We start from the raw sequence: 13,094 nt of genomic DNA, 5'->3' as shown, positions 1-13,094 counted from the left end.
GTTTTTATTATTAGCAAAAAAGCAAAACACAGTCAACTACAAATCAATAACTTATGTTTTCAACCATAAAGTCACAAAAGATTAATTCAAAAAAAACGAAAATAAAATTTCACAAATTTGATAAAAGTCTGAGAGTTCTTAATTTTCTAATCTTCTTATTTTCAATAGGGTAAACTTATTTCATTCTAACTTTTGTGACTTTTGTAGTTTTACATTCCTGATTTAATTTTTTATAATTTTTGTCTTTATTAAAACGATTTCTGCCAAGTATCAGCCGACAACTCTCAAACGAAATTCTTATCTTTGAAAAGTTTAGAAATCTTATGCAAAAAACATCAAAACAGTTCGACGACGTTATCGCAGTCTGCCGGGAATTATTCAGTAATAAACTATCGGATTACGGCGCCTCTTTTCGGGTCTTACGAACTTCATCATTAACGGATCAAATTTTCATTAAAGTTAAAAGTTTAAGAAATTTTCAAACTACGGGAGTTTCGAAAGTTGGCGAGTCTGAAGAAGAAAATTTTATCGCGATCGTGAACTACTCTATTATCGGTCTAATCCAGTTAGAGAAAGGTTTTGCAGATGATTTCAAACAGGATAGAAATGAAATTCTGGAGATGTACGACCAGTTTGCTCACGAAGCAAAAGAGTTAATGCTCAGAAAAAATCACGATTATGGAGAAGCCTGGCGCGAAATGCGTATTTCTTCAATCACCGATTTGATTTACCAGAAAGTACTGAGAACCAAACAAATAGAAGACAACGCTGGAGCAACTCTGGTTTCAGAAGGAATTGATGCAAATTATTTTGATATGCTGAATTACGCCGTATTCTGTCTGATTAAGTTTTCTGAGGAAAAAGAGATTATTAACCCACTATAATTAATTAATATGTTGAAAAATATACTGAGAATTGTAATTGCTTTAATTTTTATTGCGTCAGGTTTTGTGAAAGCCGTAGATGCAGTAGGATTTTCATTTAAATTGGAGGAGTATTTTTCACCATCCGTTTTTAATATTCCTTTTTTAGAAAAACAGGCACTCGTCTTAGCTGTGATTGTCGTTGCTTTTGAATTGATATTTGGATTTTTATTATTAATAAAAAGCAAATTAAAATTCACCCTTTCGATGTTAATTGCGCTGTGCGTATTCTTTGCGTTCCTGACTTTTTATTCCGCCTATTTCAATGTCGTAACAGATTGCGGATGCTTTGGTGACGCCATGAAAATGGAACCTTGGCAAAGTTTCTGGAAAGATGTTGTTCTTTTGGTAGGATTAATTATCGTTTATTTTCTTTACCGACATAATTTTAATGATGTTGAAGAAAAAAGTAATTTCAAGAAATACCTTTCTGCATTTGCTTTTATGACAATGGTTTTCGTTATTAATTGGGGAATTACTCACGAACCAGTTATTGATTTTAGAGATTATAAAATCGGTACAGATTTAAATATCGAGAAAGAAAAAATCGCCAAAGATCCTTCTGAATTTAAAACCTATTATTCTCTTAAAAATGAAAAAACAGGCGAAGTTTTAGAAGTCAATCAGGACGATTATGTGAATGATAAAAAATACTGGGAAGAAGGTTCGCCTTGGATTATTGAGGAAGGAAAAACGACTTCTAAATTAGTCAAACAAGGTTATGATTCAGAGATTGCGAAGTTTAAACCAGAAACTCCAGACGGTGTTGATTTAACAGATGAAATCTTGAAAGCACCAAAAGCAATTCTAATTTTTTCTTACGATCCGAAAAAGGTAAATATCAATATTTTAGAACAGGCGGAAGCGAAATTGAGTCAACAAAAAGACGCTTTAGTTTTGGGAATTTCTACCAATCCGAATACTTTTAAAACCATTAATAATGCAATGATGGACGGTACAGCGATTAAAACAATTGCCAGAAGTAATCCGTTCGTCCTTACTTTAGAAAAAGGAAAAATTGTAGATAAACGTTCTGCAAAAGATTATATTAAACAAAAAAAATAAAAGATAATGCACCAAAAAAAATCAAATAAATCGATTGCAGGTTATCACTTGTTGATGATTCTTTCGGCTGTTGATGGAGAGTTTGCTCCAGAAGAAGGAATGATGATCCAGCAATATCTCGCCGATGAATTTCCATTTAAAATGGACTTAGATGACGAATTAGAAGTTATTGCTCTTTTAAAACCTGAAGAATGGAAATCGCATTTTGAATTTCACGCACAGTGTTTTCTGGATGATTCAACTGAGAAAGAAAGAATGTCTTTCAGACAATTTGCAAAAACACTTATCAAAGCAGATGAGGAAGTTTCTGAGACGGAGCACGACTACTATCAGATGCTTAAAGACATTTGGAAACTCAACTAAATAAATATTTGACCATGAGAAAAAATATCGTTGCAGGAAACTGGAAAATGAATAAAAATGTAATTGAAGCACAAAAGTTAATGTTTCAATTATTGGACTACAAAAAAAATCACGAAACGAACTGTGAAGTTTGGATTGCGCCACCGTCAATGTATTTAATGATGGCGAAAGATGTTTTTGCACACAATGAAATCGGAGTTTTCGCACAAGACATGAGCGAGCACGAAAATGGCGCTTACACTGGAGAAATTTCCGCAGATATGCTGGAATCTATTCATGCTACTGGTGCAATTATCGGTCACTCTGAAAGAAGACAATATCATGGTGAAACTGATTCTCACTGTAGAGTAAAAGTAAAATTAGCTTTAGATAAAGGATTAACACCAATTTATTGTAACGGTGAAACTTTGGAGCAAAGAAAATCTGGAAAGCATTTAGAAGTGGTAAAAAACCAAACTGAAGTTGCTCTTTTCAATTTAACTGCTGAAGAAATTAAAAAAGTCGTTATTGCTTACGAACCAGTTTGGGCAATCGGAACGGGTGAAACTGCTTCTCCTGAACAAGCGCAGGAAATTCATGCACACATCAGAAGTTTAATCGCTGAAAAATATGGAAAAGAAGTTGCTGACGAAATTTCAATTTTATACGGTGGTTCTGTAAAACCGGATAATGCGAAAGAAATATTCTCTCAACCAGATATCGACGGTGGTTTAATCGGCGGTGCGGCTTTGAAAGTAGAAGATTTTGCTAAAATTATCGAAGGTTTTAATTCTTAAGACGTTCGATTTCAATCATCAAAAATGCGTCTCAAAACTGAGACGCATTTTTATTTTTATCTTTAAAAGAAAATTATTTTTTCTCTACTTTTCTTTGAAGAACTTCATCCACCATTCCGAAATCTTTCGCTTCACCAGAAGTCATCCAGTAATCTCTGTCAGAGGCTTTCTCAACCCATTCGTACGTTTGTCCTGAATGTTCAGAAATAATATCGTATAATTCTTTTTTCAATTTCAACATTTCTCTCAAGTTGATTTCCATATCAGAAGCAACACCTTGCGAACCACCGCTTGGTTGGTGAATCATAACTCTTGAATGTTTCAAGGCTGAACGTTTTCCTTTTTCACCTGCAACCAAAAGAACCGCACCCATCGAGGCAGCCATTCCTGTACAAATTGTCGCAACATCTGGTTTGATGATTTGCATCGTGTCATAAATTCCTAAGCCTGCATAAACACTTCCACCAGGAGAGTTGATGTAAATCTGAATATCTTTTGAAGCATCAGAACTTTCTAAGAAAAGCAACTGTGCCGTTACGATATTCGCAACCTGATCGTCAATCCCTGTTCCCAGGAAAATGATACGATCCATCATTAGACGGGAAAAAACGTCCATCTGAGCAACGTTCAATCGTCTTTCTTCCATAATATACGGTGTCAAATTGGTCGGGCCATACATTCCCATGTACTGATCTGTTACCAATCCGCTATTTCCTAAATGTTTTACAGAGAAGTCTCTGAAATCTTTTTTAATATCCATTTTATATTTTTTACTATATTTAGTTTACAATTTTTGTTCCTTAAAAAAACTATGACCTTTTGTCAGTTGTCGGCTTAATTTCAAATTAATTTCGTTCAAAAGGCTCTTTAAAACCATAATCCTTTTCACCGACTCATAATATTCTTCTGGATTGTCATCCCTTAATGAATCAAATTTTTTAACAATATCATAAATCATCTTTTCAATAAAATGACTTTTATGAATCAGAATATCATCTTCAATTTCCGCTTCTAATTTTTCACCAGGTTTAGGTGGAAAAATATTACTTTTTTCCCAGTTACTCAAGTCATCATCTTCAAGAATTGCATTTGAAACTTTGGAAACAATAGTTTCATCCATTAAAGTTAAGAAAAAATTACTTTGAATAATTTCATTATTAACCAATCCGTTTTTTAATTCTTCAATTATTTTCTGATTAATTGGCGATTGAGCCTCATAATTATCTTCATTAAAATGACTGATTATTTCTTCAATCACTGTAATTTTAAACGGCTGATTATCGGCATCTGACTTTTCCAAAACGCGATCACCAAAGTTAAGCATATGTTTCACCAACTTTTCTTCTAATTCCAGCAAAGGATTTACAGCGATTGTCGTTGGCGGAACAATTTCCATTTTCGGCCTTTCTTGTGGCTCCGGTCTATGTCGAGGCGAAAAGTTCTGACCTTGAATTTGCTTCTGAACATTCAGTTCATTAAAAAGCGATTGCTCCGAAATTCCAAATTTTGTGGCAACTTCCTTTAAGTAAACTTCCTGCTTCAAAGCATTTTTAACAAATGCCACCGACTTTACAATGTCACGAATGGATTCCGCTTTTTTAATCGGATCATCACCCGCTTCTTTCAATAAAATTTCGGCTTTGAAATCGATGAAATCTTTTGCCTGATTTTTAATAAAATCTTCTACATATTGCTGTGGATGTTTTCGGGAAAAGGAATCAGGATCATCACCATCAGGGAAAAGTAGAATCCGAATATTCATTTCCTCGGCAAGCAATAAATCAATACTTCTGAAACTCGCTTTAATTCCGGCTGGATCACCATCAAATAAGATGGTTACGTTTTCTGTTAAACGCTTGATCAGTTTGATTTGATCAACCGTCAAAGCCGTTCCTGAACTTGCCACGACGTTCTCAATTCCGCTTTGGTGCAGAGCGATGACGTCCATATAACCTTCAACCAAAAGACAAAGGTTTACTTTAGAAATCGCTTGTTTTCCTTGGCTTAAACCATAAAGAACGCTGGATTTATGATAAATTTCCGTTTCCGGAGAATTCAGATATTTCGCAGTTTTTATATTATTTCTAAGAATTCTGGCACCAAAACCTAGAACTCGACCAGAAAAACTATGAATCGGAAATAAAACACGTTCCCGAAAACGGTCGATTCCGTTCGGTGCATTTTCAGGGAAAATAGAAAGTCCCGATTTCTCCAATATTTCTTTGGAATACCCTTTATTTAAAGCAAATTCTGTAAAAGCATTTCGCTGTTCCGGCGAATATCCCAATTGGAATTTTTTAATAATATCGTCACGAAGTTCACGCTCTTTAAAATAAGAATAAGCGATGGTCGTTCCTTCTTCCGTCCCAAACATTTGTTCCTGGAAAAAATCGTTCGCAATCTCATGAATTTTATAGAGTAATTCTTTATCCGTTTGAGCCTGCTTCTGCGCTTCCGTCAGTTCGCGTAGATCTTCCTCGATTTCAATTCCATACTTTTTTGCAGCATGTTTAAGTGCTTCAGGATAAGTAAAGTTTTCAATTTCCATCAAAAAAGAAATCGCAGTTCCACCTTTTCCGGAAGAGAAATCTTTCCAAATCTGCTTACTTGGCGACACCACAAAACTTGGCGATTTCTCGTCGTGGAAAGGACTCAGACCTTTAAAATTAGAGCCTGCCCTTTTAAGTTGTACATATTCGCCGATGATTTCCTCTACCCGAACGGCAGAAAATATCTTGTCAATTGTTTGCTTAGAAATCATTCGGTAAAAATAAGGAATAAGTTTTTGTTTTCATCAATTTTTTGGGCGTATCCCTCGTTTCCTTTGCTCAGCCACCCAACTCGGGTCGGGCTCTACATTACAAGTCCTCAGTCGGCGCTCGCTTTGCTCGCGCCTCCTTCCGGGCTTTCCATTGCGATCCCTTACGCGGGGAAGATAATAGATTAAAGACTTTATATAAGATGAGAGACTTTGAGATCAAAGATATAAGACATTAGATTGTGAAATTTCAACTTTCGAATTCTGACATCCAACTTTAAATTAAAAGACTTCAAAAAAATTCAATAAATTTGGCAAACATTTCCATTGATTATGAAAAAACTCCTACTCGCTTCCATTGTCACTTTTTCACTGATGATGTCGGCACAAAAAAAATACGTTCTTGTGATTCACGGTGGTGCCGGAACCATCTTAAAATCAAACATGACCACCGAAAAAGAAAATGCTTATAAAGCAAAATTGACAGAAGCCTTGAAAGCTGGATATGCTGAAATTCAGAAAGGAAACACTTCAATTGATGCAGTCGCTGCTTCCATTATAATCATGGAAGATTCTCCTTTATTCAATGCCGGAAAAGGAGCCGTTTTCACCGCAGATGGAAAAAACGAACTCGATGCTTCCATTATGTATGGCAAGGATAAATCCGCTGGAGCGATTGCCGGAGTTCACACCATCAAGAATCCGATTAAAACTGCAATTGCAGTAATGCAGAAATCTGAACATGTGATGTTATCAGGAGTTGGCGCAGAACAATTCGCAAAAGAGCAAAATTTAGAAATTGTAGATCCTTCTTATTTCTGGACCAAAGACCGTTGGGACGGTTTGCAAAAACTGAAACAAAAAGAAGCATTGAATCCAACAAAAAAATTCTCGCAAAATACTTTGCCAGAATCTTACGAAATCGATCAGAAATTCGGGACTGTTGGCGCAGTTGCTTTAGATAAAAGCGGAAACATCACCGCCGGAACTTCAACTGGTGGAATGACCAATAAAAAATATGGCAGAATTGGTGACGCTCCGATTATTGGGGCCGGAACTTATGCTAATTCTCAAGTTGGAATTTCAGCTACAGGTTGGGGAGAATATTTTATCCGAGCTACAGCTGCAAGAACCATCGCTGCGAAAATGGAATATCAAAATAAAGACATCAAAACAGCAACTCAGGAAACCATCGATGAGATTGAAAAAATGGGTGGCGATGGTGGTTTAATTGCTTTAGATAAAGACGGAAACATTGCATTGCCGTTTAACACTGCAGGAATGTACCGTGGAGCGATTACTGATAAAGGCGAAATCTTTATTGAAATTTATAAATAAACATGGAATTCAAAATTAATAAATTAGAAGACTGGCAAACGGTTATTGACGAAATTCTGCCTCAACTTCAACACAACATTCTTTTATTAAAAGGAAATTTAGGAGCCGGAAAAACAACTTTCAGCCAGTTTCTTTTAAAGAATTTAGGCAGCCAAGATGAAGTCTCCTCTCCTACTTACGCAATTGTCAATGAATATGATACGCCGAAAGGAAACGTTTTTCATTTTGATTTATACCGTATGAAATCTGCTGATGAAGTTGAAGACATTGGCATTCATGAATATTTAGACAATGCTTTTCTTTGCATCATCGAATGGCCAGAAGTTTATGAAGAAGAACTTGCCCATTTCCCACATCACGAAATGAGCATCGAAAATGATGGAGAATATCGGATCATTAACTTCCGATAGAATTTTCCCCGTTAATAGTCAAATCATCGTATATTTGTGCACTGATTCTTTTGAATTAGTCACCTTTCATCAAAACTTATAAAATGAGTCATACCCACGTTTTCACCCCATTTTCCGAACAAGATTTACTACCTCAGGAAGAAAAATTAGAAATTGTAAGAAAAGGAAAACAATTTAGTATCGGCATTCCAAAAGAAACTTGTCTTAACGAGCGAAGAACTTGTATTACACCTGATGCAGTGCAGGTTTTGGTAGCAAATGGACATCAAATCGTTGTAGAATCAGGTGCCGGAGAAGGTTCTTTTTTCACCGATTTACAATATTCGGAATCGGGAGCGAGAATTACTCCAACTCCCGAAGAAGCATTTCAGCAGGATTTAGTTTTAAAAATTAATCCGCCGACTACAGACGAGATTGACATGCTAAAAATGAATACCTATTTGGTTTCAGCTTTACAAATCAATTTGCGCGACAAAGAATATTTTAAAAAATTAGCCGAGAAAAAAATCAACGCTATTGCTTTTGAATTTATCGCCGATGAATACAAACAATTGTCTTTAGTAAGATTGATTGGCGAAATTGCAGGAAGTATTTCTATTCTTTATGCAGCAGAATTGCTGGCCCTTTCAAACGGATTAATGCTGGGCGGAATCACAGGAGTTCGTCCGACAGAAGTTGTTGTTATGGGTGCTGGAATTGTTGGTGAATTCGCTACCAAAGCAGCTTTAGGTCTTGGAGCGAGTGTAAAAGTTTTCGATAATTCTTTATCAAAACTTCGCCGTTTGCACATGATGGTTGATGGGCGCGTTCCTACTTCCATTATCGATCCGAAAGAATTATCAAAGAGTTTGAAAAGAGCCGATGTCGTTATTGGTGCCCTTGCGAAATTAAGCAGTAGCCCAATTATCACTGAAGAAATGGTGGCCGGTATGAAAAAAGGCAGCGTCATTATTGACGTGACTATTGACAACAGAAAAATGATTGAGACGTCGGAATTAACCGATATGGAAAATCCGTATATCATTAAACACGGCGTAATTCATTGTGGTTTACCGAACTTAACGTCGAAAATGCCGCGTACGACTACGAAAGCAATTTCTAACTTTTTCCTTTCTTATCTTTTAAATTATGATGAAGAAGGTGGTTTTGAAAACATGCTGGTCCACAAAAATGAAATGAAGCAATCGCTTTATATGTATAAAGGTCGTCATACCAAAAAAATAATTTGCGACCGTTTCGATCTTACTTACCATGATATCAACCTTTTAATTTTCTAAATGAGAAAAGCCAAATTCTTCTTACTGGGATTAGTTCCCGGACTTGTCATCGTATTTTTTATTCTGAACAAAAAAGGCGCAAGTTGCAGCGGATATCTTCCTAATTCTAGAGTGATTGCAGAAACATTATCTAAAAAATTCAATTATTCCGATAGTTTTAAAACTGAAATGGAAATGCTGAAAATAGATGAGAAATTTTTAAAAGACAGTATTCTAACGAAAGGAAATGTTGATTTCGAAAGAAGTGATGCTCAGAAAAAACCTTGTCCAAATTATATTTTGACCTATCCGAAGAACAATCCACGATACGAAATCGGATATGAAAAATGTACGGAAACATCGAATTTCCAAAGTCTGAAAAAATTACGTTAATCCTTTTCTTTAGACCTTAATACTTATGAAATCGCCAATAACAAACACAGTAAAAAATTGCTGATGAAGTTTGGCGATACCATATTTCATTAAAAAAAACAAACATCTTCATATGAAATTAACCATCATCGGTACTGGTTTAATTGGTGGGTCAATTGCCTTAAAATTACGTGAAAAACACTTTGTAGACCACGTTTACGGCGTTGATCAAAATGAGCAGCATTTACTGGAAGCAAAAGAACTGGGAATTATCAATGAAGGTTCTTCTTTAGAAAATGCCATTAAAAATTCTGAATTAATTATTCTGGCCATTCCAGTTGATTCAGCGAGGAAATTATTGCCATCTATTTTAGATTTGGTCAACGATCACCAAACCGTAATGGATGTTGGTTCTACCAAAGCAGGAATTGTAAAGGCAGTAGAAAATCACAAAAACAGAAATCGTTTCGTTGCTTTTCACCCGATGTGGGGAACAGAAAATTCTGGGCCAAAATCAGCGATATCAGACAGTTTCACGGGAAGAGCGGGCGTAATTTGTGACAAAGAAGATTCTGCGCCAGATGCTTTAAAAATGGTGGAGCTAGTTGCAGAACATTTAGAAATGAATCTGTTGTATATGGAAGCAGAAGGTCACGATGTTCACACGGCTTATATCTCTCATATTTCCCATATTACCTCTTATGCGCTGGCAAATACCGTTCTGGAAAAGGAACGTGAAGAAGATACTATTTTCCAGTTAGCGAGTTCCGGTTTTTCGAGTACGGTTCGTTTGGCAAAATCTCATCCTGAAATGTGGGTTCCTATTTTCAGACAGAACAAAGAGAATGTGTTAGATGTTTTGAATGAACACATTACGCAACTTCGTAAGTTTAAATCGGCCTTGGAAAAGGATAATTATGAGTATTTGGAAGAGTTGATCCGGAATGCGAATAAGATTCGGGGGATTTTGCGTTAACGATACGACTTTCAAATTTAGAATTGTTTCAGTACCATTTTTATGCTTTGATGACGTGACATTTCGTTTTACTTTTTTAATAATGATTTAGTACTAATTCGAATATTATATCAATCAATAGAATTTAAAAAATATTGCACTAAAAGAATAATCAAGAATTAAGACCCTGTTTATATTTAACACAAAAAAATCAACCACAAAGTCACAAAAGTTTTAGGAAAAAACTACTTCTAATAGTTCACATAAGTTTCTAAAGTCAAAGATTTTCAACTTTATGTTCCAAATATTTTCAAAGTGAAAACTAATTCTTACTTGACTAGTATGTTTTATTAAAATTTAAACGAACTCTAACTCTATATAAAATTCAGCTATTTTTTTTAGGAATTTCATAAACTTTACTGTTTCATTTCTGAAATGTTAAATTTTAACTTTACTTAAAAAAAGCTTAAAAAAAAGAAATTTGCGTCCTGACTTTTTTCTAATTTTACTACTTGTAATCTCATTTACAAGCTATTAAAATGGAAAATCGAGTAAAAGTAAGCGGTAACTTGATTCTTTTAGTATTGCTATTTTGCAGTATTGCTACCAATGCTCAGGAGCAACCAATTTCTAATCCTCCTGTTAAAATCCCAAAAGTACATCATATTGAGCCTTTGTATATCGATTTAGTTCGGGATCTTGGTGCACGAAAAGGTGAGAAAGAGCTTAATCTTGCAGGTGATTTTAAAAACACATCAGATTATAGCGAATATGGAGTTTTAGCAGAATACGAATTTGCTCCAATTGACCGACTGGGACTCGAAGTAGAAACCGATTTTTCATTCTTTAAAAGGATAAGCGACGCACAAGTTATTCCCAAAAACAGATTTGATAATTTGAGATTGTCTGCGCAATATTCTTTTTATGTTTCCCCCAAATACAATACAACGCTTGCGATTGGTTACACGCAAGTTTTCGGTTTTACCGCTTTTGAAGATCTGGATGATAAACCATTGATCAAGGGATTACAATACTGTCCATTTTTTATTGCAGCAAAACGTTGGGGAAGCAGTATTCACACTTTAATTTTTGCAGGTCCTATCTTTAAACATCGATTTAATACGGATTATACCAATGTCGATTGGCAGATTAACACTTCAATTGATTATGCAATCCCCAATTCCTCCAATTTTGTAGGAATTGAATTCAACAAAGAGATTGTCGATGGAAAGTTTGAAATGACAATGCGTCCACAGGGAAAAATCCAGATCAATAAAGCTTTAGCACTGGGTCTAGTTGCAGGTTTTCCAATCACAAAAAGTAAAGAAAAATTCAGTTCTTTTTTTAGATTGATTTATGAATTGTGATGATGGATTTTGATTATAAAGTTATAGGCAATTAAAAATTAACTTTTATTTTACAATTCATCTGGCGAACCCCGACCCTGAAATATTATTCCGATTTTCAGACAGAATAAATAAAATGTGTTGAATATTATGAATTAACATATTACGCAACATCGTAAGTTTAAATCAGCGGTAGAAAATGATTATGATGATTTTTGGGAATATTTGATTCGTAATGCGACTAATATTACCGGATTTTGCGGTAGTTGAAATTTACAAATCTTTTTTTAATAATTTTTTCTCAAAAAGATCTTGTACCCAAGTAGTGTAGAGTCTAAAAGTTATAATAGTAATTATATAAATAAAACCTGTCGCTATCAATGGAACAGTGTAGGTTCGGGTAAAGTAAAAAGAAAAACAAATAAAAATTAAGGAGAAAACAATTCCCATTATTTTTGGCTTTATTGTAACAGAAATATTGAGCAGGCTATTACAATCAATCTTACCCTCAATTTTATAATTGATGGGACTTCTTCCCTCAATCTTTTTCTCGATTAAGAATTCTCCCTCAGAAATCTTACCTCGAATTGAAAAATCATTTACTGATAAATTAAAGACATTTTCAGATTTTGATGATTTTAGTAAAGAAGACAGATTTTTTTCAAAATCATCTTTGCTAATAGAAGATTCAAAATTCATGCGCTTAAAAGGTAGAAAATTCATTACTTTGGATAAGTTAAATTAAATGGTTGTTAGCTATTAGTTTATATTATTAATATTTCAAAATAATCATTAATTCATTTCATGTAGACAAAACTATATTAATTTATTTTCTATCAAAATTTTAACTATTTGATTTTTTTGATTTTGATTAGTTTCAAACGAAAAATTCAAGTTTTGTTTTTTAAATAAAGTATCAACTTTCCCTGTTATTTTAAATCCGCACGTTGTAGAAAATATTGTTCCAATTTTGCTTTGATTACTAATTCCTTCCTTTATTTTTTGTGAATTACTATCTTTATAAAATAAAATTGCAGGTTGTGCTTGTTTGATCAAGCCATTAAAGTTTACATTATAAATTAGCACAATTATTTCACTTTCTATTAAAATTAAATCTGCTCGATTTATTCTGAATCCAAAATTCCAAGTCTGTGTAAATACTATATTTTTGAAAATTTCATACTTTTCATTTCTAATCTGATTTAGAATTTTCTTGTGTTGCTTCTTGTAATAAATATGAATTAACATATTTCCAATTGTCACAAACAATAGAAGCGCTCCAATGAGTATCGCCCATTGCTGAATAGTTGATAAATTTTGAATTTCAAAAATCCTATTTTTCGGAAAACTGTGGAATAAGAAAATAATTAAAGACACAATAATATTCAGACAAAACAGAATTGAAATAATAATTAAGATTTTCTTTTTTACATTCATATTTTCCTTGCTTTTACAAAATTGAAGCTTAATCAACAATAATTACACTTTATTTACCAAAACAGTAAAAATGATCTACAAACTTCAAGAGGAAT

General features: G+C 34.1%; 14 protein-coding genes. 10 read left to right on the top strand and 4 right to left on the bottom strand.

What is annotated here, in order from left to right:
* Positions 1-323 precede the first annotated feature (323 nt).
* From Q73A0000_RS02625 to tpiA, 4 genes are read left to right on the top strand one after another with little or no spacing between them, the layout of a single operon-like run.
* On the top strand, positions 324-884 hold the full coding sequence (locus tag Q73A0000_RS02625) for a DUF1599 domain-containing protein (RefSeq protein ID WP_193812543.1): 561 nt from the start codon (positions 324-326) through the stop codon (positions 882-884).
* Positions 885-893: 9 nt separating this feature from the next.
* Positions 894-1,988, top strand: coding sequence for a BT_3928 family protein (locus Q73A0000_RS02620; protein WP_193812542.1), 1,095 nt, complete (start codon positions 894-896; stop codon positions 1,986-1,988).
* Between the two features lie 6 nt (positions 1,989-1,994).
* On the top strand, positions 1,995-2,351 hold the full coding sequence (locus Q73A0000_RS02615; RefSeq protein WP_193812541.1) for a TerB family tellurite resistance protein: 357 nt from the start codon (positions 1,995-1,997) through the stop codon (positions 2,349-2,351).
* A gap of 14 nt (positions 2,352-2,365) precedes the next feature.
* Positions 2,366-3,127, top strand: a complete 762-nt coding sequence (tpiA, locus tag Q73A0000_RS02610) for a triose-phosphate isomerase (RefSeq protein WP_193812540.1) — start codon at positions 2,366-2,368, stop codon at positions 3,125-3,127.
* Positions 3,128-3,200: 73 nt separating this feature from the next.
* Here the strand turns inward: tpiA and clpP are convergent, their stop codons facing one another.
* Together clpP and dnaG are read right to left on the bottom strand one after the other, a co-directional pair.
* Positions 3,201-3,887 (bottom strand): ATP-dependent Clp endopeptidase proteolytic subunit ClpP, encoded by a 687-nt coding sequence (gene clpP / locus Q73A0000_RS02605; RefSeq protein ID WP_193812539.1) that lies wholly within the window; start codon positions 3,885-3,887, stop codon positions 3,201-3,203.
* A 24-nt stretch (positions 3,888-3,911) separates the two neighbouring features.
* Positions 3,912-5,888, bottom strand: a complete 1,977-nt coding sequence (dnaG, locus tag Q73A0000_RS02600) for a DNA primase (protein WP_193812538.1) — start codon at positions 5,886-5,888, stop codon at positions 3,912-3,914.
* A gap of 330 nt (positions 5,889-6,218) precedes the next feature.
* Between dnaG and Q73A0000_RS02595 the strand changes: the two genes are divergently transcribed.
* The 6 genes from Q73A0000_RS02595 to Q73A0000_RS02570 all read left to right on the top strand — a co-directional run bounded on the left by Q73A0000_RS02595 (position 6,219) and on the right by Q73A0000_RS02570 (position 11,583).
* Positions 6,219-7,223, top strand: coding sequence for an isoaspartyl peptidase/L-asparaginase family protein (locus Q73A0000_RS02595; protein WP_193812537.1), 1,005 nt, complete (start codon positions 6,219-6,221; stop codon positions 7,221-7,223).
* Positions 7,224-7,225: 2 nt separating this feature from the next.
* The gene (gene tsaE / locus Q73A0000_RS02590; RefSeq protein WP_193812536.1) at positions 7,226-7,633 is read left to right on the top strand and encodes a tRNA (adenosine(37)-N6)-threonylcarbamoyltransferase complex ATPase subunit type 1 TsaE; all 408 of its coding nucleotides are present in this window, start codon (positions 7,226-7,228) and stop codon (positions 7,631-7,633) included.
* Between the two features lie 83 nt (positions 7,634-7,716).
* Positions 7,717-8,910, top strand: a complete 1,194-nt coding sequence (locus Q73A0000_RS02585) for an alanine dehydrogenase (protein WP_193812535.1) — start codon at positions 7,717-7,719, stop codon at positions 8,908-8,910.
* Positions 8,911-9,282: a hypothetical protein gene (locus tag Q73A0000_RS02580; protein ID WP_193812534.1), complete on the top strand. Its 372-nt coding sequence runs from the start codon at positions 8,911-8,913 to the stop codon at positions 9,280-9,282. It abuts the gene before it with no gap.
* Positions 9,283-9,394: 112 nt separating this feature from the next.
* Positions 9,395-10,237 carry a prephenate dehydrogenase gene (locus Q73A0000_RS02575; protein WP_193812533.1) on the top strand — a complete coding sequence of 281 codons (843 nt, stop codon included), beginning with the start codon at positions 9,395-9,397 and terminating at the stop codon, positions 10,235-10,237.
* 518 nt (positions 10,238-10,755) lie between these two features.
* Complete coding sequence (locus tag Q73A0000_RS02570) at positions 10,756-11,583, top strand: HAEPLYID family protein (protein ID WP_193812532.1); 828 nt, start codon at positions 10,756-10,758, stop codon at positions 11,581-11,583.
* Positions 11,584-11,835: 252 nt separating this feature from the next.
* On the opposite strand, the gene Q73A0000_RS02565 is transcribed toward Q73A0000_RS02570, so the two are convergent.
* Entirely contained in the window at positions 11,836-12,261 is a 426-nt protein-coding gene (locus Q73A0000_RS02565; RefSeq protein ID WP_208458801.1) for a hypothetical protein, read from the bottom strand.
* Positions 12,262-12,378: 117 nt separating this feature from the next.
* On the bottom strand, positions 12,379-12,999 hold the full coding sequence (locus Q73A0000_RS02560) for a hypothetical protein (RefSeq protein ID WP_193812530.1): 621 nt from the start codon (positions 12,997-12,999) through the stop codon (positions 12,379-12,381).
* Between the last annotated feature and the right edge of the window lie 95 nt (positions 13,000-13,094).

The sequence above is a fragment of the Kaistella flava (ex Peng et al. 2021) genome (assembly GCF_015191005.1).
GTDB classification, from domain to species: Bacteria; Bacteroidota; Bacteroidia; order Flavobacteriales; family Weeksellaceae; genus Kaistella; species Kaistella flava.
Note: the sequence above shows the minus strand (reverse complement) of the source record. Positions and strands in the feature narration are given on the sequence as shown.